18 protein-coding genes are annotated in these 22,189 nt (G+C 56.3%); 10 read left to right on the forward strand and 8 right to left on the reverse strand.

The window, feature by feature from the left end:
• Window positions 1–5 precede the first annotated feature (5 nt).
• A complete protein-coding gene (locus tag UR504_RS10710; RefSeq protein WP_302235188.1) occupies window positions 6–1,304 on the reverse strand; it encodes a serine hydrolase domain-containing protein in 1,299 nt (432 codons plus the stop codon).
• Between the two features lie 105 nt (window positions 1,305–1,409).
• On the opposite strand from UR504_RS10710, the gene UR504_RS10715 reads away from it, so the two are divergent.
• A complete protein-coding gene (locus UR504_RS10715; RefSeq protein ID WP_302235190.1) occupies window positions 1,410–2,303 on the forward strand; it encodes a LysR family transcriptional regulator in 894 nt (297 codons plus the stop codon).
• Here UR504_RS10715 and fumA read toward each other — a convergent pair.
• Both fumA and UR504_RS10725 read right to left on the reverse strand, forming a co-directional pair.
• Window positions 2,292–3,941, reverse strand: a complete 1,650-nt coding sequence (gene fumA / locus UR504_RS10720; protein ID WP_302235192.1) for a class I fumarate hydratase FumA — start codon at window positions 3,939–3,941, stop codon at window positions 2,292–2,294. The genes UR504_RS10715 and fumA overlap by 12 nt on opposite strands.
• Before the next feature lie 56 nt (window positions 3,942–3,997).
• A complete protein-coding gene (locus tag UR504_RS10725; RefSeq protein ID WP_023325580.1) occupies window positions 3,998–5,506 on the reverse strand; it encodes an anion permease in 1,509 nt (502 codons plus the stop codon).
• Between the two features lie 607 nt (window positions 5,507–6,113).
• Here UR504_RS10725 and UR504_RS10730 point away from each other — a divergent pair.
• Both UR504_RS10730 and UR504_RS10735 read left to right on the forward strand, forming a co-directional pair.
• The gene (locus UR504_RS10730; RefSeq protein ID WP_115875742.1) at window positions 6,114–8,894 is read left to right on the forward strand and encodes a flavocytochrome c; all 2,781 of its coding nucleotides are present in this window, start codon (window positions 6,114–6,116) and stop codon (window positions 8,892–8,894) included.
• Window positions 8,895–8,989: 95 nt separating this feature from the next.
• Window positions 8,990–9,952, forward strand: coding sequence for an FAD:protein FMN transferase (locus tag UR504_RS10735; RefSeq protein WP_271369448.1), 963 nt, complete (start codon window positions 8,990–8,992; stop codon window positions 9,950–9,952).
• Here the strand turns inward: UR504_RS10735 and dcuR are convergent.
• Both dcuR and UR504_RS10745 read right to left on the reverse strand, forming a co-directional pair.
• Entirely contained in the window at window positions 9,933–10,652 is a 720-nt protein-coding gene (gene dcuR, locus UR504_RS10740) for a two-component system response regulator DcuR (protein WP_045908149.1), read from the reverse strand. The two genes, UR504_RS10735 and dcuR, sit on opposite strands and share 20 nt — an antisense overlap.
• Complete coding sequence (locus tag UR504_RS10745; protein WP_115875739.1) at window positions 10,649–12,265, reverse strand: sensor histidine kinase; 1,617 nt, start codon at window positions 12,263–12,265, stop codon at window positions 10,649–10,651. The genes dcuR and UR504_RS10745 overlap by 4 nt, the downstream gene beginning before the upstream one ends.
• A gap of 165 nt (window positions 12,266–12,430) precedes the next feature.
• Between UR504_RS10745 and UR504_RS10750 the strand changes: the two genes are divergently transcribed.
• On the forward strand, window positions 12,431–13,294 hold the full coding sequence (locus UR504_RS10750; protein WP_127731532.1) for an N-acetylmuramic acid 6-phosphate etherase: 864 nt from the start codon (window positions 12,431–12,433) through the stop codon (window positions 13,292–13,294).
• Between the two features lie 53 nt (window positions 13,295–13,347).
• Here UR504_RS10750 and ompC read toward each other — a convergent pair whose 3' ends face one another.
• Entirely contained in the window at window positions 13,348–14,454 is a 1,107-nt protein-coding gene (gene ompC / locus UR504_RS10755; RefSeq protein ID WP_127731530.1) for a porin OmpC, read from the reverse strand.
• Between the two features lie 284 nt (window positions 14,455–14,738).
• On the opposite strand from ompC, the gene UR504_RS10760 reads away from it, so the two are divergent.
• From UR504_RS10760 to UR504_RS10770, 3 genes are all read left to right on the forward strand, one after another.
• Window positions 14,739–15,440: a phosphohydrolase gene (locus tag UR504_RS10760; protein ID WP_274240300.1), complete on the forward strand. Its 702-nt coding sequence runs from the start codon at window positions 14,739–14,741 to the stop codon at window positions 15,438–15,440.
• 61 nt (window positions 15,441–15,501) lie between these two features.
• The gene (locus UR504_RS10765) at window positions 15,502–16,917 is read left to right on the forward strand and encodes a DNA cytosine methyltransferase (RefSeq protein WP_274240299.1); all 1,416 of its coding nucleotides are present in this window, start codon (window positions 15,502–15,504) and stop codon (window positions 16,915–16,917) included.
• Entirely contained in the window at window positions 16,898–17,389 is a 492-nt protein-coding gene (locus tag UR504_RS10770) for a very short patch repair endonuclease (RefSeq protein WP_115875734.1), read from the forward strand. Before UR504_RS10765 ends, UR504_RS10770 begins: the two co-directional genes overlap by 20 nt.
• On the opposite strand, the gene yedA is transcribed toward UR504_RS10770, so the two are convergent.
• Window positions 17,361–18,275 carry a drug/metabolite exporter YedA gene (yedA, locus tag UR504_RS10775; protein WP_302235203.1) on the reverse strand — a complete coding sequence of 305 codons (915 nt, stop codon included), beginning with the start codon at window positions 18,273–18,275 and terminating at the stop codon, window positions 17,361–17,363. The genes UR504_RS10770 and yedA overlap by 29 nt on opposite strands.
• A 178-nt stretch (window positions 18,276–18,453) precedes the next feature.
• On the opposite strand from yedA, the gene UR504_RS10780 reads away from it, so the two are divergent.
• From UR504_RS10780 to dgcQ, 3 genes are all read left to right on the forward strand, one after another.
• Window positions 18,454–19,365, forward strand: a complete 912-nt coding sequence (locus UR504_RS10780) for a DUF808 domain-containing protein (protein WP_008500306.1) — start codon at window positions 18,454–18,456, stop codon at window positions 19,363–19,365.
• A gap of 78 nt (window positions 19,366–19,443) precedes the next feature.
• Window positions 19,444–19,626 carry a YodC family protein gene (locus tag UR504_RS10785; RefSeq protein ID WP_008500307.1) on the forward strand — a complete coding sequence of 61 codons (183 nt, stop codon included), beginning with the start codon at window positions 19,444–19,446 and terminating at the stop codon, window positions 19,624–19,626.
• 73 nt (window positions 19,627–19,699) lie between these two features.
• Window positions 19,700–21,400 carry a cellulose biosynthesis regulator diguanylate cyclase DgcQ gene (dgcQ, locus tag UR504_RS10790; protein ID WP_274240298.1) on the forward strand — a complete coding sequence of 567 codons (1,701 nt, stop codon included), beginning with the start codon at window positions 19,700–19,702 and terminating at the stop codon, window positions 21,398–21,400.
• Here the strand turns inward: dgcQ and UR504_RS10795 are convergent.
• Window positions 21,385–22,185 carry a mannosyl-3-phosphoglycerate phosphatase-related protein gene (locus UR504_RS10795; RefSeq protein ID WP_133294725.1) on the reverse strand — a complete coding sequence of 267 codons (801 nt, stop codon included), beginning with the start codon at window positions 22,183–22,185 and terminating at the stop codon, window positions 21,385–21,387. The genes dgcQ and UR504_RS10795 overlap by 16 nt on opposite strands.
• Window positions 22,186–22,189: the final 4 nt, after the last annotated feature.

Below are 22,189 nucleotides of genomic sequence, written 5' to 3' on the forward strand. Positions count from 1 at the left end.
TCCATTTAGCGGAGCGCCCTGGCTATCGCGCTAAACATCAGAGAGGCCTCCAGCGGCTGGGCGCTGAAGGACGGTTCCGCCTGCGGCCAGGTAGACCACTGGACGATGACCAGGTTTTCCTTCTGGTTCACTACGATCATTTGACCAAAAATGCCCAGCGCCCAGAGCGAGCCTTTCAGCGAATCCTGCGCTGCCGGCTCGACGCCGGTAGCGTTGGCGGGCACCGCGTTGTTCCACCACTGATAGCCGTACAGCCCGTCCGGATGGGCGTCTGAGACCGAGCCTTTGGCCTTCGTCCAGTCTGACGACTGTCTGATCCAGTTTTCCGGCAGTATGGTCTTACCGTTCGGCAGCGTACCGTTGTTCAGGATAAATTGCCCGAAGCGACCCCAGTCCTCCAGCGTGGCGTTAAAGCCGTGTGCGCCGACGTCGTGCTGGCCTTTGCTGTAGGCATGCCACACGCCGTCGCTCGCCATGCCGTACGGCTGCCAGATGCTTTTCTCCAGATAGGCTGCGAGCGTCATGCTGGTGGCTCGCTCCAGCACGTCACCCAGCAGCCAGGCACCGCCGGAGGAGTAAGACCAGTTCTCTCCGGCCGGGTGAGCCCTGCTTAACCCCTTCACCAGCTTGCGCACGCAGTCGTAGGTACCCGGCTTTGCCTCGCACTCGGTGAGCTGCGCAAAGTCGGAGTGGGGGTTGGTGTAATCCTCGTTCCACGCCACGCCGGAGGTGTGGGTGATAAGCTGTTTGAGCGTCACGCCGTCCCACGCGGTGCCTTTCAGGTCGGGTTCATACCGCGTGACCAGGTCGTTGAGCGAGTGAATTTTTCCCTCTTTGAGGGCTACGCCCACCAGCGCCGATACTACCGATTTACCTACCGAACGCGAGGTCCAGAGCGTGGAGTCGGTATTGCCCTCTCCAAGATACTTCCAGGCGATTTTGCCGTCCTTCAGCACCAGCATGCCGCTGACGTTCTGCCGCTGGAGGTAGTCCTTAAGGCCGTAGCGCATGCCGTTGACCTCATAGTGGGCGTCCGTGAGCGGCTTGTCCGACATTTCCAGCGGCACGGCGCTGCCGTGGCGGAAAACGTCCCCGGCGTAGTTGCGGTAGTCATTGCGAAAGCCCACCACGCGATCGGCCTGACTCCAGCTGAGCATCTTATGGGGGTCAGGCAGCGTGGTGTCGAAGGGGGCAGGGCAAGCGCTGAGGTCGGTGCCTTTACAGGCGGCCACTGCCGCAGGGGAGATCAGGGTGCTGAAGATAAGGCCCGCCAGCAGGGCATGGTTTACTTTTCTGTTTTTCATATCCGTCTCTTACAGGTTAGGAACGGCTTCAGTTTAAAAACCCCGGGGCTATAATAAAAAACGCGTAGCGGGGGAATATCCCCCAAAAAACAGAGGGAGCGTAGCGTGGCGGGACTGATTTACTCTTTTGCACAGCTCGAGGCATTTACCGCCGTGGTCGAGAACGGGAGCCTGAGTAAAGCCGCGGTGGCGCTGAAGAAGGACCGAACGACGCTTCGCGATCTGGTTGATTTTCTTGAGGATGGGTTGGGCTACGCGCTGTTTATTCGCGACGGCCGCACCCTGCGGCTCACCCCCGAAGGGGAACAGCTTCAGCGCCAGGCGCACCTGCTGATGCGGCAGGTAAAAGCCTTTGAGGCGTTTGCCAGAGAGGTGCCGCACGGTGCCACGCAGGACCTGACGCTGGCCTACGATCCTTTTACGCCCAGAGCCTTTCTGCACGGGGTGATTGCTGAAATGGCGGTGCGAAAAATTCGCCTGAGCCTTATTTGCGCCTCGCGGGATGAATCGGAACGGCTGCTGGCGAAAAACGACGCGGATCTGGCCATCTGCCAGGCACGCAACCGCAGCGTGGGCAACGATATGGAGTGGCGGGCCCTGGGGGCCATCGAGATGGATTTTTATGCCGCCAGCGGGCTGTTTGCGGACAGTGCTTCACCTCTGTCGCTGCTCGATCTTTCCCTTGTGCCCCAGGTCGTCATGCACCCCGCCTCGGACGAGCCGGTGGCGCGCCGCCTGCAGATTTCCGGGCATACCCTCTTTACCAATGAGCCGGAGATGCTGCGCGGTCTGCTGGAGCGCGGCTGCGGCTGGGGATTCTTACCGACGCATTTTCACGCCGGGCAGTGGCAAAACGTAAAAAGGCTGCACACCGAAGTGGGCAGCCAGGGAATTGGTCAGACGATGGTCACCATCTGGAAGCCGGGGAGCGACAAGCGCAGCACGATCGCTGAAACGCTGTCGCTCCTGCCGAACGTATGGAAGCACTCAGCGCTGTGAACAGCCTTTACACTGCTGGTTCTGGATCTGCTGGAAGAAATCGTTGCCTTTGTCATCCACCAGGATAAACGCCGGGAAGTTCTCGACTTCGATCTTCCAGATAGCTTCCATGCCCAGCTCCGGATACGCGACGCACTCCAGGCTCTTAATGCTGTTTTGCGCCAGCACCGCCGCCGGGCCGCCGATGCTGCCCAGGTAGAAGCCGCCGTGCTTATGGCAGGCGTCCGTCACCTGCTGGCTGCGGTTGCCTTTTGCCAGCATGATCATGCTCGCGCCGTGGGACTGCAGCAGGTCCACATATGAATCCATGCGTCCCGCCGTGGTCGGGCCGAGCGAGCCAGACGCGTAGCCTTCCGGCGTTTTGGCCGGGCCCGCGTAGTAGATCGGGTGATCTTTGACGTACTGCGGCAGTTCCTCACCGTTGTCGATTAGCTCTTTCAGCTTCGCGTGGGCGATGTCGCGCGCCACGATGATGGTCCCGTTCAGCGACAGGCGGGTAGAGACCGGGTGCGCGGAAAGCTGTGCCAGGATCTCGTTCATCGGCTTGTTCAGGTTGATGCTGACCACGTCGCCTTCACCCTGCTGGCGCAGTGACTCCGGAATGTACTGGCCCGGGTTGTGTTCCAGCTTCTCAATCCAGATCCCGTCGCGGTTGATTTTCGCTTTGATGTTGCGGTCCGCGGAGCAGGAGACGCCCATGCCAATCGGGCAGGACGCGCCGTGGCGCGGCAGGCGGATCACGCGGATGTCGTGGGCGAAGTATTTACCGCCAAACTGCGCGCCCAGGCCGAGGTTCTGTGCTTCCTGAAGCAGCTCCTGTTCGAGCTGAACGTCGCGGAACGCCTGGCCGTGTTCGTTACCTTCCGTCGGCAGGGCGTCGTAGTAGCGCGTGGAGGCCAGCTTCACGGTTTTGAGCGTGCTTTCCGCCGAGGTGCCGCCAATCACGAACGCGATATGGTAAGGCGGGCAGGCAGCGGTACCGAGAGTGCGCATCTTCTCAACCAGGTAATTTTTCAGCTTAGCCGGGGTGATCAGCGCTTTGGTTTCCTGGTAGAGATAGGTTTTGTTGGCAGAACCGCCGCCTTTTGCCATGCACAGGAATTTGTATTCGTCCCCGTCCACGCTGTAGAGGTCAATCTGCGCCGGCAGGTTGGTGCCGGTATTCACCTCTTTATACATGTCCAGCGCCGCATTCTGCGAGTAGCGCAGGTTGTCTTCGATGTAGGTGTTATACACGCCCTGGCTCAGGGCCGCTTCGTCACCGCCGCCGGTCCAGACGCGCTGGCCTTTTTTACCCATGACGATCGCGGTGCCGGTATCCTGGCAGGTCGGCAGCACGCCTTTGGCCGCGATTTCAGAGTTACGCAGGAACTGCAGGGCAACGTATTTGTCGTTCTGGCTGGCTTCCGGGTCGTTGAGAATGGCGGCAACCTGCTTCTGATGGGAAGGACGCAGCATAAACGCGGCGTCATGGAAGGCCTGTTGCGCCAGCAGGGTCAGGGCTTCCGGCTCCACCTTCAGGATTTCCTGGCCTTCGAACTCGGTAACGGAGACGTGCTCTTTGGTCAGCAGGTAGTATTCGGTGTCGTCATGCGCAAGAGGGAAGGGGTTCTGGTAGATAAACGGTTTGTTTGACATAGCGTATTGCTCCACAAAAAATAAAACCGCCGGAGGAGAAGTCCGGCGGTCAGGAATCAGAACATCATGGACATCCACGGATAGCCAATCAGCAGGAGGGCCGCCAGGAAAATGGCACCGAAGATGGTGCCGAGGCGCCAGTAGTCTTTGGTTGGCAGGTAGCCGCTACCGTAGTAGATCGGGCTTGGGCCAGTACCGTACGGGGTGATGATCCCCATCACACCCAGCGAGGTCACCATCAGCAGAACAAACACTTCCATATTCATGCCCGGGATGGTGGAAGCGATGGTCAGCATCGCTGGCAGCAGCGCCGTAGTGTGCGCGGTGGTGCTGGCAAACAGGTAGTGCAGCAGGTAGAACGCCAGCAGCAGGACGATGGTCGCCACGCCCGGAGAGATACCGCTCATCAGCAGACCGCCTTCTTTACCCAGCCAGCTGATAAAGCCGGTAGAGGAGAGACCGTCCGCCAGCGCAACCAGGGTGGCGAACCAGACGAAGGTGTTCCACGCCGCTTTGTTACCGGTGATGTCGTTCCACTCCAGCACGCCGGTCCACAGCATCAGGCCGACGATGAGCAGGGCAGCCATAGCCGGTTCAATCCACGCGGCGGCGAAGATCCACATCAGCAGCGCGCAGCACACGAACACCAGCAGCAGAATTTCATTGCGGGACAGTTTGCCGAGTTTTTCCAGTTCGCGGGTCGCCCACAGCGGCACTTCGTTGTTGACCTTCACTTCAGGCGGGTAGAACCAGTAGGCCAGCAGCGGCATGGTCAGAATCAGCAGAATACCCAGCGGCAGGAAGGCGAGGAACCAGGTGCCCCAGGAGATATCAATCCCAACCGTACTTTTCACCAGCGCCAGGGCCAGCAGGTTTGGCGCGAGGGCGGAGAGGAACATTGAACTTGTGATACAGGCCGCGGTGATCGCCACCCACATCAGGTACGAACCAATCTTACGCGCGCTTGGGTCATTAGGTTTTGAACCGTACAGCGGCGGCAGGTTAGCGATGATCGGGTAGATGGTCCCGCCGCTGCGCGCGGTGTTGGACGGGGTGAACGGTGCCAGCAGCAGGTCAGCAAACGTAATTGCGTAACCGAGCGTCAGGCTGCGACGGCCGAGGTATTTCACCAGAATCAGCGCCAGACGGCGGCCGAAGCGGGTTTTGTCATAGCCTGCGGCGAACATAAAGGCACCGAAAATCAGCCAGACGGTAGAGTTACCAAACCCGCTTACCGCCCATTTAAAGGAGGCGCCAGCCAGCTTGAATTTCGGATCGGCCAGCTGTTCAGGGCTAAACAGCACCCACTGGCTGCACAGGGCAATGGCGACCACGCCGGTCAGACCGATCACCGCACCTGGCAGGGGTTCGAAGATCAAACCGACGATCACGCCGACAAAGATTGCGAAGTAGTGCCACGCGTAAGGAGGCAGGCCTTCCGGTACCGGAACAAACAGCAGCAGTACGGCGACGATGACGGGCAGTGCCATCATCAGCAGACGTTTTGCGTTTCCATTTGATGCCTGGTTCGCCACAGGGGGCGTTACAGCAGTTTTTGTATTCATAGTTTCACGTCTTAAGTTGTCAAAGATTCGGTCGTACTGAAAACAAAAGCACTTTCTTAAGTTTCTTTGCTTTTTTTAGTTATTAAAGGTGCGGCTTTGTATTTTCAGTAATAGCAATTTAACGCTTTTGTGGAGGCGCTAAATTAAAAATTGATGATGTTTTTATATTGCGCTTTTGGATGCCATAACTATTGATCGCGATCAAAAAAACAGAATTGCAGCGTTATTTTTATGCTTTTATTAATAACCACTCAGGCGTATGTGGGTATTACCTGTTTTATTAGTTTGTTTTATCATTTTCGTAACATCTATGTTTTCTTTGTTTTTTATGTTGCTGTTTTTAAAGGTTTTGCAAGTGTGATGGAAATTGGTTTTACCAATTTTTATTTAACGAATTTTAAATTATTGTGAATGACTAAATTACATTCGCTAACACCAATGTGTTATTTGTGTTATTGCAGGGATTAAATAGTTTATTAACTAACGTAATAACTTTAGAAACTAAAAAAATCATTATATTAATATCATGACATCGGCAAATAACGACGAACTAAAAAATCACTCCGATAACGAATTCTTAATTTTTTAAAAGTTTGGAGTTTCTATTATGAGCACTAACGAACGCATTCTTAGCCCCTTCACATTACCGAATGGCACTGAACTGAAAAACCGTTTGTTAATGGCCCCTATGACCACCTGTACCGGCTATTACGACGGCACCGTTACCAGCGAACTGGTGGAGTACTATCGTGCCCGTTCCGGCAGCATCGGCACCATCATTGTGGAGTGCTGCTTCGTTGACGATCTCGGTCTGGCCTTCCCGGGCGCGATCGGGATTGATAATGACGAGAAAATTGCCGGGCTGGCGAAAATCGCGGAGGCGATTAAATCCAAAGGCTCTAAGGCCCTGCTGCAGATCTACCACGGCGGCCGCATGGTTGACCCGAAACTGATCGGTGGCCGTACGCCGGTTGGCCCAAGCGCTGTTGCCGCGCCGCGTGAGGGCGCTGCAACGCCAGTGGCACTGACTGGCGAAGAAGTCGAAGGCATGATCGGCAAGTTTGGTGAAGCGGTGCGCCGCGCCATCCAGGCCGGCTTCGACGGCGTGGAAATCCACGGGGCAAACACCTATCTGATTCAGCAATTCTATTCGCCAAACTCTAACCAGCGTGACGACGAGTGGGGCGGCAGCCGCGATAACCGCGCGAAGTTCCCGCTGGCGGTTCTGGACATCACCCACAAAATGGTGCGCCAGTACGCGGACGACGCCTTTATTATTGGCTATCGCTTCTCCCCTGAAGAGCTTGAAGTGCCGGGCATCCGCTTTGAAGACACCATGTACCTGCTGGAAAAACTGGCGGCGCGCGGCGTGGATTACCTGCACTTCTCCGTCGGCGCGACCCTGCGTCCTTCCATTGTCGACACCCAGGACCCGACGCCGCTTATCGAAAAATACTGCGCGATGCGTTCTGAAACGCTGGCTCAGGTACCGGTGATGGGCGTGGGCGGCGTAGTGAATGCCGCCGATGCCAATGAAGCACTCGACCACGGCTACGACCTGATTGCCGTTGGCCGCGCCACCATCGCTTATCCGGACTGGACAGACCGCATCGCGTCCGGCGAAAGCCTTGAGCTGTTTATGGACAGCACCCAGCGCGAGGCGCTGAACATTCCTGAACCGCTGTGGCGCTTCTCGCTGGTGGAAGCGATGATCCGCGACATGAGCATGGGCGAATCAAAATTCAAACCGGGTACCTTTGCTGAGAAAGTGCAGGATGACGCTAACGAACTGGTGATTAACGTCAGCCTGGAAACCGATCGCATTGCGGACATCGAGCTGGCCTCCGGCCCGAGCGAAGACGTTGAGTTCGTCACCAGCTTTGAAGAGATCCGTACCCGCATTCTGGATGCTAATACTCCGCACGTGGATGCCATCACCGGCGCAACCAGCCAGAGTGAAGCGGTGAAGAAAGCGGTCTCTAAAGCGATGCTGAAATCCAGCAAAGCGCTGGCCGCGGAAGAGGGTGTTGACCCGAACGAAACCCGCAGCGTGGACGTGGTGGTTGTCGGCAGCGGCGGCGCCGGGCTGGCGGCGGCGATTCAGGCTCACGACGAAGGCGCGAGCGTGCTGATTGTTGAGAAAATGCCAACCATCGGCGGGAACACCATTAAAGCTTCTGCCGGGATGAACGCCGCAGAAACCCGCTTCCAGCGCGTGAAGGGCATTCAGGACAGCAAAGAGCTGTTCTACCAGGAAAGCCTGAAAGGCGGCGGCAACAAGAACAACCCTGAACTGCTGCGCCGCTTCGTCGAGAACGCGCCGCAGGCAATTGAGTGGCTGGCAACGCGCGGCATCATGCTGAACGACATCACCACCACCGGCGGGATGAGCATCGACCGTACTCACCGTCCAAAAGACGGTTCTGCGGTGGGCGGTTACCTGATTAGCGGCCTGGTGCGTAACGTCAACAAACGCAACATCGAGGTAATGCTGGATACCTCCGTCAGCGACATTATCTTCGAAAACGGTGAAGTCACCGGCGTGCGCCTGACCACCGAAGAGAATGAAACCATCACCGTGGCAGCGAAAAGCGTGATTGTCGCCACAGGCGGCTTCAGCGCCAACAGCCAGATGGTCGTGAAATACCGTCCGGATCTGGAAGGTTTCGTCACCACCAACCATAAAGGGGCGACCGGTGGCGGTATCGCGCTGCTGGAGCGCATCGGGGCTGGCACTGTCGATATGGGCGAGATTCAAATTCACCCAACCGTTGAGCAGAAAACCTCGTACCTGATTTCCGAATCCATCCGCGGGGGCGGGGCGATTCTGGTCAATCAGAAAGGGGAGCGCTTCTACAACGAAATGTCGACCCGCGATAAAGTCTCGGCGTCAATCATCGCGCTGCCGGAGAAATACGCTTACATCGTCTTTGACGAGCACGTACGCGCCAAAAACAAAGCCGCTGATGAGTACATCGCCAAAGGCTTCGTGACCAGCGCTAGCTCACCTAAAGCCCTGGCGGAAGCGCTCGGTATGGATCACCACGCTTTCCTGGCGACCCTGGAACGTTACAACGGTTTCGTTGAAAAACAGCACGATGACGACTTTGGTCGTACCACCGCGCTGCGTGCGCCCATCAATGAAGGGCCATTCTACGCCATTCAGATTGCACCGGGCGTGCACCACACCATGGGCGGCGTGACCATCAACACCGAAACCTGCGTGCTGGACAGTAACCACAACGTGCTGCCAGGCGCGTTTGCAGCCGGTGAAGTGGTCGGCGGGATCCACGGTGCTAACCGTATCGGCGGTAACGCGGTGGCAGATATCATTATTTTTGGTACCCTTGCAGGACATCAGGCGGCTCTGCGTTCGAAAAAGATGTAAGGCACCTGCTTCCCAGGCCGGATACGCGCAGCGCTATCCGGCATTTTCCCCGGCGGCGCGGTGCCAGCCGGGGGCTACAGCTGAGGACTCCTGTTATGCCTGATAGCCATCGCGTTTACAGCTACTCCGCCGTCCTGATGGGGTCACCCATCCTCCTGAAGCTCTTCTCCCATGACGAAGCCCTCGCGTCCCGCGTGTTTCGCCTGATCAAACAGTATGAAGACCTGCTCACCGTCAACCGCGCGCGCTCGCAGGTGATGGACATCAACCATGCGGCGGGCCAGCATCCGGTCACCGTCAGTCGGCCGGTGTTTGATCTGATCCGCTGTGCAAAAGCGGCAAGCCTGCTCAAAGACAGCGCCTTTAACCTGGCGATCGGTCCGCTGGTGAAGCGCTGGAAAATTGGCTTTCAGGGGGACAGCGTTCCGCCTGCCGATGAAATCGCCTCGCTGCTGGCGATTACCCGCCCCGAGGATGTCCTCCTTGATGAGGCCAGCAGCAGCGTGTTTCTGACCAGAGCGGGGATGGAGATCGATCTGGGGGCGATTGCCAAAGGCTACATCGCCGACCGGGTGCGGGATTACCTGCATAAAGAGGGCGCGGAGCTGGGGCTGATTAACCTCGGCGGAAACATTCAGACCTTAGGCTCCCCGGAAGGGGGCTGGAGCGTTGGGCTGAAAAAACCGTTCGCCGGGGATGCGCTGATCGGCACGATGGTCGTAGAGAACCTGTCCGTCGTCACGTCGGGAACTTACGAGCGCTACTTTGAACAAGACGGCAAACGCTATCACCACATTCTCGATCCGCGCACCGGTTACCCGCTCGATAACGAACTGGACAGCGTGACCATCATTTCAAAAGATTCCATCGACGGCGATATCTGGACCACGCTGATGTACGGCATGGGCGTGGAGAAGGGCCGCGCTGCGCTGCGCGCGCGTCCCGACATAGAAGCGATCTTTGTGACCAAAACAAAAGAAGTGGTGTTCTCTTCAGCACACCACTTCCGCTTTACCCTGCTGGATGATACCTACCGCGTTACTGACAGTATTGCTTGAGCAGGCCCGTTTGCTCCGGCTGGAGGCGGTAGCGATACACCGGACGCCCGGTGGCGCCGTAGTGAATGCTGGTGAACAGAATATTGATTTGCGCCAGCCAGATCAGATATTTGCGGCAGGACACGCGGGAAATATTGACCGCGTTTGCCAGATCGTCGGTAGAAAACTCCGTCTCCGGGTGTGCGTCAATCCACTGGCAAATCGTGCGAAGCGTTTGCGGCGTTAACCCTTTCGGCAGCTTTTTGCTGTCCGCCAGTTCCGGTGCCCCGCCGTGGATCAGACGGTCGACGTCCGCCTGCTCGTAATACTGATGCGACCCCATCAGGCTGTGCTTTGCCTTCCAGCCGTTCAGCGCCTCTTCAAAGCGCGGGAACTGGAACGGCTTGATCAAATAATCCACCACGCCGTAGTGAATGGAGGTCTGGATCGTGGCGGCGTCGGCGGCCGAGGTGATCATGATCACGTCGATTGGGCGGCCGGATGCGCGAATGACGGGCAGCAGATCCAGCCCGTTATCCTGCTGCATATAGACATCCAGCAGCACCAGATCGACAGGATGGCTGGGGTCATTAATGATGGCCTCGGCCTGGTTTAGCGTGGAGGCGACGCCACAGCAGGTAAAGCCTTCAACGCGGTTGACGTACAGACGGTTGAGGTCGGCCACCATGGCGTCATCATCGACAATTAACACATTTATCACGCGATTTTCCTCTCGCTATCCCAGGGGATGTGAACAAAAAATTGGGTAAATACGCCGGGCTCAGACTCGACGGAGATATCGCCGCCAAGGTTCTGAATCTGCTGGCGAGCAAGGAACAGCCCAACGCCGCGGTTTTCACCTTTTGTTGAGAAGCCCTTTGTAAAAATAGACTCCAGCTGAGTGGGATCAATGCCGGGGCCATCGTCGCTGACTTCACAGCTGAGCCAGCCGTTCTGATAATGCAGCAGCAGGCCGATCTCGCCCTCCTGCTGTCCTTCCATCGCGTCGAGCGCATTTTCAATGAGGTTGCCCAGCGCGGTGATCAGCACCGCGACCTGCTCTTCACTTGCGGTATCCGGTATCTGGCTTTCATCCGCCAGCGTCAGGGTGACGCCCGCTTCTTTCGCCCGGTTGATTTTACCCAGCAGGAACCCGGCAACCACCGGGGATTTTACCTTGCTCTGTATCGTACCGATATCCGTCTGGTAATGATGTGCCGTCTGGAGAATGTACTCTTCCAGCTTGTCGTAGCGCTTAATATTCAGCAGGCCGAGTATCACATGCAGTTTATTCATAAACTCGTGGGTGTGGGCGCGCAGGGCATCGACGTAGTTAACCATGCCGTCCAGACGCTGCATCAGCTGGCTGATTTCCGTTTTATCACGAAAGGTGGTGATGGCGCCGATCACCCGATCCTGACTTTTCACGGGGACCATGTTGCACAGCAATAGCCTACCGTTGCAGCTGATCTCCTGATCCTGGCGCGCAACGCCCGTCTTCGAGACGTCACGCAGGCTGGCCAGCAGGGGCGCGCTGGCGTTTTCGGTCTGCTTGCCGGAGGGAAGAAGCAATATTTCTCTGGCGGTCTGGTTGATCATCGTCACGCGCCCGTGAATATCGACGGCCAGAACCCCTTCGCGAAGCGACTGCAGCATTGCCTGACGCTGTTCGAACAGGGCGGAAATTTCGTAAGGTTCGAGCCCGAACAGGATGCGTTTCAGTACCCGCACCAGACCCCAAATTGCCATGGAGCTCATAAAAATACTGAATAAAATGGTCCAGACGGCGTTTAGCCGCCCGCGGGCAATCTGCTCTTCAACCTTATTCAGGGAGATACCGACTACCACCACGCCGATCTGCTCGTGCTGGCCGTCGTAGACGGGCGTAAAAACGCGCAGCGCTTCGGCGAGCGCGCCCCGGTTAACCGATACGTTCTCTTTGCCTTCCAGCGCAGGGGTTAAATCATCGCCGATAAAATGCAGCCCCAGCAGCGCCTCGTTCGGGTGTGAATAGCGGATCCCGCGCATATCGGTGACCACGGTGAACAGCAGATCGTTTCGCTTCGTCACCGCCTGGGCGATAGGCTGAATAATATTCTCCTGCGGTGCCTGCATCAGGCCGCGCTGTATCTCGGGGCTGTCGGCGAGGGTGCGGGCAATGCCGAGCGCAGTATCTTTAACATCATCACGGGTCGCCCGGGTGATTTGTACGGAGTAGAGCGCAAAGACCACCAGCAGCACAGAGGCAATAATCGCGCACACCATCAGCGTGACCAGCGTATTGAGTTTCATGGGGCGCTTGCGCGTCGGAAGGAAAGGCTGCAAATCGCTCATCAACACTCCGCGATGATTAAGAAAGGGGGTAATTATCGCCGATGACGCGCTTTTCTTAAAGCCATGTAAAGGCGTGGATTTGGTCCTCTTTTCGTGACCCTCCTCGCAGGTCATCTATATAAAACACTTTATAGTGTGTGGGTACTCATAATAAGGAGGCTGTTTATGAGCGTTATGCTTACCGGTTCGGTCAGGGAAAGACGGCACGCCAGCACGATGAATATTGATAGATTGTCCACGCTGGACATGCTGAAAGTCATTCACCAGGATGATGCACTCATTTCTGCTGCTATTACCCCCTGTTTAGATACTATTGCACGCGTGGTAGACAACGCCGCCGCGGCGCTCAGCCACGGCGGTCGCCTGGTCATCGTTGGCGAGGGGCCGTCTGGGCGCGTTGCGCAACAGGTTACCGATGAGTATGCGCCGGGCAAAACCCCGGTGATTGCCGTTACGGCACAAGAAGGGGAAGGGAGCTACGAGCGCGGCGTTGCCGATCTGCAGGCCATTAAGTTTGGTGAACACGATATGATGCTGGCCGTGACCGTCAGCGGAAAAACGCCGTGGGTCTGGGGGGCAATGCGCCATGCGTGGTCGCTGGGTTCGCCTGTGGCCATCATTACCGGCGATGCGCAAAGTGAAGCCGCGCATCTGGCGAGCATGGTTATCGCTCCGGAGCTGGGTGCCGATGTCGTCGCAGGCTATATCAACACCAAAGCGGGGATCGCGCAGAAAATGATCCTCTCAATGATCGCTACAGGGCTGGCCGTTCGGACCGGACGGGTTTATAGCAACCTGCGCGTGGATCTTGAGGCAAGCAACACCAAATGGGCCGAACGCCAAATCGCCATCGTGATGGAAGCGGGGGGATGCTCCCGGGCTGAAGCAAAAGCCGCGCTGGAGAGCTGTAACCATCACTGTAAAACGGCGGTATTGATGGTGCTCACAGGGCTGGATGCGTGGAAGGCCCATGAACTGCTGGCGCAGAATAACGGGTTTATTCGGGTGGCGCTGCAGGAAGCGCCATAATAAAAATGAAGAAATAAAAAAGGCCGCAATTGCGGCCTTTGGTATTTTGGGGATTAGAACTGATAAACAAGACCGACTGCTAAGATGTCATCGGTGCTGATGCCATTCGCGTTGTAGAAATTGTCATCTTCATCCAGCAGGTTGATTTTGTAGTCAACATAGGTGGACATATTTTTGTTGAAATAATAGGTCGCACCCACGTCAGCATATTTCACCAGATCTTTATCACTTCCGTAGAAGGAATTCAGATCCTTACCTTTAGACATCAGGAAAGAGACCGCAGGGCGCAGGCCGAAATCAAACTGATACTGCGCTGTCACTTCAAAGTTCTGAGTTTTATTAGCAACGCCGAAGTCACCGTAAGGCGTCATATTGCGGGTTTCTGCATACATGGTTGCCAGATAGATATCGTTGGCATCGTATTTCAAGCCAACAGTCCAGACGTCAGCCTTGTCACCACCGGCTGTTGTTTTGGTAACCTGGTCGTTGGTACGGTCAGATGAAGCATATGCAGCGGCGGCGTTGAATCCCATACCGAAATCGTAGGAGGTTGAAATACCCCAACCGTCTCCGTTTTCTTTGCGGATATCACGGCCATTGTTAGTACCTTCCTGATCGTTAGAGGCGCTTTCGTTATTGCCTTGATACTGAATAGCGAAATCCAGGCCCTGAGCCAGACCAAAGAAATCATTATTACGGTAGGTTGCAACACCGTTTGTACGGCCGGTCATAAAGTTATCGGTATAGGTATAGGAATCTCCGCCGAACTCAGGCAGCATATCGGTCCAGCCTTCAACATCGTAAACCACGCCGTAGTTACGACCGTAGTCGAATGAACCGTATTCACCAAATTTCAGACCAGCGAAGCCAAGGCGTGTCCATGACTGATTGCCTGAGTTCTCTGTTTTGTTAGCCTGAATATTATATTCCCACTGGCCATAGCCGCTCAGCAGGTCGTTGATCTGCGTTTCGCCTTTGAAGCCCAGACGAACGTAGCTTACGTCGCCATCTGATCCCGTGTCGTCAGAGAAATAATGCAGACCATCTACTTTACCGTACAGGTCGAGTTTATTGCCATTGCTGTTGTAAACTTCAGCCGCATTTGCTATGCCTGCAATTAATAATGCAGGTGCAATAATTGCCAAAACTTTTCTTTTCATTATATATTCCCTTGAAAGATAATTTATATGAATATATGTAATCGCTCTCCGCAATTACAGGGTGGATCCTATTCCAGGATGTGTTATTTAGTTCTAAAAACAAATGTAATTAAAACCTTTTAAATATTGCTAAATATTTCAATTAGTCTCTTTATTTTTCCTGTGAATTAGTTGCTTGAATTTATAGGGTGTAATTATTATTAAGTATTTCGAATTTCTATTTTTTAATTAGTTTAATTTGCCTGTGTTATAATTCTTTCTCTTTTAGACGACAGGACATGACGATGGAACTTGCCCGGTGGCAGCAACGATTTGAGCACTGGCTCGAGGAGAATCACAGCACCGACGATACCGCACATGATATTTCGCATTTTCGTCGGGTCTGGATGACGGCGCAAAAAATCATGGTTCACCACATGGTCGAGCCGCTGGTGATTCTGACCGCATGCTATTTTCACGATATTGTCAGCCTGCCGAAAAACCATCCTGAACGCAGCCGGTCGTCACGGCTCGCGGCGCTTAAGACGAGCGACATTCTGCGCCACGACTTCCCGGACTTTCCGCCAGAGCATATTGCCGCCGTCGGGCACGCGATTGAGGCGCACAGCTTCAGCGCCGGGATTGCGCCGCAGATCATGGAGGCCAAAATTGTGCAGGATGCAGACCGGCTGGAAGCGTTAGGCGCTATCGGCCTGGCGCGCGTTTTTGCCGTCTCGGGCGCGCTGGGCGTGTCGCTTTTTGATGCTAACGATCCCTTCGCCGATGCGCGTCCCCTCGACGACCGTGCGTTTGCCCTCGACCATTTTCAGACCAAGCTGCTGCGTTTGCCTGATACAATGCAAACGGACATGGGCCGCGAACTGGCACGTCACAATGCCGATTTCCTGATCCAGTTTATGGCGAAACTCAGCGCCGAATTACACGGCGACTGCCTCGGGCTGGATAGCCAGGTGCTGAGCCACTTCCGTCGCAGTTTGCGCAACTGAACTGTGGTAATCTGTTTCCAGTCTTTATTCTCCGGTTAAAAGAATGCAGGAAAATCGATCAGTGACAGAGCCCGCGCCCGCGCAGGCTGAGAAATCAACGGCAACGGTGCAGGCCTTACTGCGCCAGCTGTTGGATATCTATGATGCTAAAACGCTGGCCAGCCTGCTGGTGGCGCACGGCGAGAGCCACTGGAGCCCGGCGATCCTTAAACGCCTGCTGACCAGCGAGCGAGCAGGGCGTCGCCTGAGTGAAGGCGAGTATCGTTATCTGCAAAACCTGCTTCCGCGTCCTTCTGCCGCGCACCCGAACTATGCCTTCCGCTTTATCGATCTTTTTGCCGGTATCGGCGGCATCCGGCACGGTTTTGAAGCCATCGGCGGACAGTGCGTGTTTACCAGCGAGTGGAACAAACATGCCGTACGCACCTACAAGGCTAACTGGTACTGCGATCCGAACGAGCATCATTTCAACGCGGATATCCGCGATGTGACCCTGAGCCATAAAAGCGGCGTGAGCGATGAACAGGCCGCCGAGCACATTCGTCAGACGATCCCGGCGCATGACGTGCTGCTGGCAGGCTTCCCTTGTCAGCCCTTCTCGCTGGCGGGCGTCTCCAAAAAGAATGCCCTTGGACGCGCCCACGGTTTCGCCTGCGATACGCAGGGAACGCTTTTTTTTGATGTGGCGCGCATTATTGACGCCCGTCGTCCGGCCATTTTTGTACTGGAAAACGTCAAAAACTTAAAAAGCCACGACGGCGGGAAAACCTTCCGCATTATCATGCAAACCCTGGATGAGCTGGGTTATGACGTGGCCGATTCAGAGGACATGGGCGCGGACGATCCTAAAATCATTGATGGGAAACATTTCCTGCCCCAGCATCGCGAACGTATCGTGCTGGTGGGCTTCCGCCGCGATCTCAATCTGAAAGGGGATTTCACCCTGCGGGATATTCCTTCTCTGTATCCCGAGCGCCGTCCCACCGTGGCCGATCTTCTTGAACCGGTCGTCGACGCGAAATTTATCCTGACCCCGGTGCTGTGGAAATACCTTTACCGCTATGCCAAGAAGCACCAGGCGAAAGGCAACGGCTTCGGCTTTGGGATGGTAAACCCTAACGATCCGCACAGCGTCACCCGCACGCTGTCTGCTCGCTACTACAAAGACGGCGCGGAAATCCTGATCGACAGAGGCTGGGACAAAGCGCTGGGTGAAAAAGATTTCGACGATCCGCACAACCAGCGTCACCGTCCGCGACGCTTAACGCCGCGGGAATGCGCCCGGCTGATGGGCTTTGAAACGCCGCAGGGCTACGGTTTCCGGATTCCGGTTTCGGATACCCAGGCGTACCGCCAGTTTGGTAATTCGGTGGTCGTTCCCGCGTTTGCGGCGGTCGCAAAGCTGCTGGCCTCGCGCATCAGGCAGGCGGTGGCGCTCCGCCAGAGTGAGGCCGTCAATGACGGACGTTCACGATAAGGCGACGCGCAGCAAAAACATGCGTGCCATCGGCACGCGTGACACTGCGATTGAAAAGCGCCTGGCCGCGCTGCTGACGCAGGCGGGGTTTGACTTCCGCGTGCAGGATCCCACCCTGGCGGGACGCCCGGATTTCGTCATCGACGCCTGGCAGTGCATCATCTTTACCCACGGCTGTTTCTGGCACCATCACGACTGCTACCTGTTTAAAGTCCCCGCGACGCGCACCGATTTCTGGCTGGATAAGATTGCTAAAAACGTCGAGCGCGACAAGCGGGACCTCTCGACGCTTATTGAGCAGGGCTGGCGGGTGCTGATTGTCTGGGAGTGTGCGCTGAGAGGCAGATTAAAGCTGAATGATACCGATCTGACCGAACGGCTTGAAGAGTGGATCTGCGGCGGCGGCCAGACCGCGCAGATCGACACGCAGGGCATTCACCTGCTTACGGTTTCTCCGCCTCGCAAGGCGTGACTACCGGTTTTGCCGGCAGCAAATATTTGCCCAGCGTGACCAGCACGACGGCAAACACAATGATCCCTAATGCAATCCATTCCACTGGAGAGAGCGTTTCTCCCCCCAGTCCTGTCCCGAGCAGCACTGCCACGACCGGGTTAACGTAGGCGTAGCTGGTGGCGACAGCCGGAGAGACATTGCGGATCAGGAACATATAGGCGTTAATGGCGATGATAGAGCCGAACAGCGCCAGGTAGCCTACCGCCAGCAAGCCCGACAGCGGCGGCAGGGTTGTCAGCTTTTCTCCCGTAAGCATGGAGGCGAGCAGCAGTACAATCCCGGCGGCAAGCATCTCGATTGCGCCCGCCATCATGCCGGTAGGCAGTTCGATACGCGAACCGTACACGGAACCAAACGCCCAGCTCATCGAGCCAATCAGGATGATGACTGCACCCCACGGATTCCCGCTCAGGTTACCGCCGCTATTCAGCAGAATGATGCCAGCAAGGCCAATCCCAATACCCAGCCACTCCAGCTTGCGGGTGCGGATACCAAAGAAGCGGCTGAAGCACAGGGTAAACAGCGGTACGGTGGCAACGACCACGGCGGCGATCCCGGACGGTACGTTCTGGTGCTCGGCAATCGTCACAAATCCGTTCCCCACAGCCAGCAGCAGCAGGCCGATCAGGGCGGCATTCAGCATCGGACGCAGCGGGGGAAGCTTATGCCCGCGCAGCAGCAGGAAGGCAAGCAGCAGGATGCCCGCCGAGAGGAAGCGAATGCCCGCCATCATCAGCGGCGGCCAGCTCTCCACGCCGATGCGAATGACAAAGTAGGTTGACCCCCAGATGATGTACAGCGAAAAGAGTGCCCCGATGAGCGGTAGCAATTGCCGGAAACGCATAATCCCTCACGACGAAATAAAAAGTTCGCTGATAGTAAACGCGAAAACTATCGCGCTGGCGAGCCCTTTAATTGTTTGGCAGATGTGAATTTTTTGTTGACGTAAGGTGCCTGTTTCCGGGTTGGCGCTTTTGCTCCATACTATTCACTTAAATACCAAAAAATGAAGGATTAAGATTTTGGCAGGAAGTAGCTTATTAACATTGCTGGATGATATTGCCACCTTACTGGACGACATTTCAGTAATGGGGAAACTGGCGGCGAAGAAAACCGCAGGCGTGCTGGGCGATGATTTATCGCTTAACGCTCAGCAGGTGAGTGGGGTGAGGGCAAACCGTGAACTGCCGGTGGTGTGGGGCGTGGCGAAAGGCTCTTTCCTGAATAAGGTGATCCTGGTGCCGCTGGCGCTGCTGATCAGCGCGTTTATTCCCTGGGCCATCACGCCGTTACTGATGATTGGCGGGGCATTTCTCTGCTTCGAGGGCGTGGAGAAGGTGCTCCACTCCTTTAGCGCGCGCAAGCAGAGCGATACGCCGGAGGTACGCCAGCAGCGTCTTGAAGCGCTGGCCGCGCAGGATCCGAAAACCTTCGAGCGTGATAAGGTCAAAGGCGCCATTCGGACCGACTTTATCCTGTCTGCGGAAATCGTCGCGATTACGCTGGGGATTGTCTCTGACGCGCCGCTTCTGAACCAGGTGCTGATCCTCTCCGGCATTGCGATTCTGGTCACCGTGGGCGTGTACGGTCTGGTGGGGCTGATCGTCAAGCTGGACGATATTGGCTACTGGCTGGAAGAAAAGTCGAGCGCGGTAGCAAGAGGCATCGGCAAAAGCCTGCTGGTGCTGGCGCCCTGGCTGATGAAGAGTTTGTCGGTGGTGGGCACGCTGGCGATGTTCCTCGTGGGCGGCGGAATTGTGGTTCACGGTATTGCGCCGCTGCACCATGCCATCGAACATTTCTCCTCCACGCAGGGGGCCGTTATCGCGGCAATTCTGCCTACGCTGCTGAATCTTGTGCTGGGCTTTATCATTGGCGCTATCGTCGTCGCGGCGGTGAAGCTGGTTGAGAAAATTCGCGGCACGTCGCACTAATTGTTACCCGCGGCAGGATGCAAAAAGACCATTCCTCGTCTAAATTGAAACAGTTTCACCCTGATACAGGAGGCAGGTATGGTCTTTTTGGTCAGTGATGAAGTTAAGCCTAAAAAGGGTGGCCCACGTATGATCGTCACCGGGTATTCCAGCGGAATGGTGGAATGCCGGTGGCACGATGGCTATAGCATCAAGCGGGAAGCATTCCGTGAAGATGAGCTTCAGCCGGGTGACGGGCAGCACAAGCGGGACAAGGCTTAATCACATAACGCCCGGCTTTGCCGGGCGTTTTTATCTCTAGTACTGGGTGTTAGGTAGCGATCATGGAGTGTGTGTGCAGCGCGATACCTTTGTTGTAAGACAATCTTTTTTGCAATGGCTGCATAAGCGTAGCAATCCGGGGCGGATTGTTAATCTCTGTTTTCTGATCGTTCTGGTATTTTCCACTCTACTTACCTGGCGTGAGGTGGTGGTGCTGGAAGAGGCATACATCTCCAGCCAGCGCAATCATCTGGATACGGTGGCCAGCTCTCTGGACAGGCAGTTACAGAACAGCATCGACAGGCTGCTGTTATTTCGCCAGGGCATGCATGACGCAATCGAGACGCCGCTGGCCTTTGAAGTCTTACAGGATGCGGTGTCACGCTTTAATACCGTCCGCATGCTCCCCACCTGGCAGCTTGCCGTTGATAAAAAACGTACCCTTCCCATTAACGGGGTCTCGGACGCCTTTGTCGAAAAAACCACGCTTCTCAATCGGGACGCTGAACGCATAAGCCATGAAATTTCTGCCGCGCTCGAAGTGGGCTATTTGCTCAGACTGGCGTCGTCGAGAGCTCAAACGGAAGCGCGAGTGATCTACGTCTCCCGCGCCGGATTTTTCCTTTCCACGGATACGCCGGATCGGGCGGGTGATATTACCGCCCGCTATTATAATCTGGTCACGCAGTCCTGGTTTACCCAACAGTCAGAACGTAACAACCGCGCCCGCGCCGTGCGCTGGTTTATCTCCACGCCTTCATCCTGGACCGGGGATGAACGAACGATCACCGCCAGCGTCCCCATCTATTTCGATCGTTACTGGTACGGCGTCGTGGCGATGGACTTTACATTGAGCACGATGCAGCGTCTGCTGGCCGATGCGACGGAAGATCGAACGGAGGGAGAGTATCAGCTGTACGATACCCGGCTAAATATGATCGCCACCTCAGCCCACGCGGGAAGCCCGGTTAACCATTTTGACGAACGCGAAGCGGCGCAGATTGCCCAGGCGATTGAGCATGATACCGGCGGCGGTATCCGCCTCGGGAGCCGGTTTATTACCTGGGAGCGGCTCGATCACTTCGATGGCGTCGTCCTGCGGATCCACACTCTGCATGAAGGGGTACAGGACGACTTCGGTAGCATCAGTATCGTACTGGCGCTGCTGTGGGCGCTCTTTACCGCCATGCTGTTGATCTCGTGGCTGGTGATCCGCCGGATGGTGAGTAACATGTATACGCTTCAGCACTCCCTCCAGTGGCAGGCCTGGCACGATCCGCTTACGCGACTGAATAATCGCGGCGCGCTGTTCGACCGCGCAAAAATGCTGGCAGAAACCTGTCGCCAGCAGTCGCTGCCGTTCTCGGTGATTCAGATCGATCTCGACCATTTTAAAAACATCAACGACCGCTTCGGCCATCAGGCCGGTGATAAGGTGCTCTCCCACACGGCAGGACTGATTGCCAGCGCGTTACGCAAGAATGATGTGGCAGGGCGTGTGGGCGGGGAAGAGTTTTGCGTCGTCCTGCCGGGGATTGGTCTGGAGGAGGCGAGAGGCGTCGCGGATCGCATTCGTTGCCGAATCAACAGTAAGGAGATCCTGGTGAAGAAGAGCACGACCCTGCGCATCAGCGCGTCGCTGGGGGTCAGCAGCGCGGATGAAGCGGGTAACTACGATTTTGAGCAGCTGCAGTCCGTGGCGGACGTCCGGCTCTATGAGGCCAAGCAGAGCGGGCGTAACCGGGTCATGTGGCGAGATCAGGACAGGAAGTGATCCAGCCCCTCCCGCCAGCCTGCCGGGCCGGGCTGCTGGGTGTGATAAACGCGGGCAGGGTTATCATCCCGTAGCGTGATGCCCTGGCGGTTAATCCCCTTGATGACCACCGCGAAGTCAACGCTGTCGAGCAGCGGCGCATCGTTAGGACCGTCGCCGAGCCCCAGCGTGGTGGGCTCGATCTCGTCCTGCTCGCCATACTGTTCAATCAGCCAGTTCACCGCTACGTCTTTGCCGCAGCGGGCGTCCAGAATATGCCAGAACCGCGCACCCTGCAGGCATTTCAGGCCGATATTCGCCAGTTCCTCTTCAAACTGAACCATTTTCTCGTCGGTATCGCGCCAGATGAGCGTGACGGACGCTTCATGCTTGCGGGCAAGCGACGAACGGTAGCGCGTCAGCCCGGTCCACTCGCTGATAACGTGCTCATCCACATCGTCAAAGGTGGTGAATTTAAAGCCCGTCTGCAGACGAATCTGCTCGATCCGAGGACGAATATCCCGGTGCGTCATCCCTCTGGTCTGGCGCTGAACCTTATCCCAGCGCACGTCAGGCTGAATCACCGCGCCGTTCTCGGCAATAAAAGGCAAGCCTTCAAGCCCAAGATCCTGCTGGATATCCAGCATCTCTGCCGCGGTCTTGCTGCTGCAGAGAATGACCGGAATCTGATTATCCAGCAGTTTGTCCAGCCAGGGCATGGCGGGTTGCCACTCATAGGTATGAATATCCAGCAACGAGCCGTCCAGGTCAGAAAAAATCAGCAAGTTATCCCGCAGTGAAGGCATAGTG

Source organism: Enterobacter sp. 241F3, assembly GCF_034106785.1.
In the GTDB taxonomy this organism is placed as follows: domain Bacteria; phylum Pseudomonadota; class Gammaproteobacteria; order Enterobacterales; family Enterobacteriaceae; genus Enterobacter; species Enterobacter vonholyi.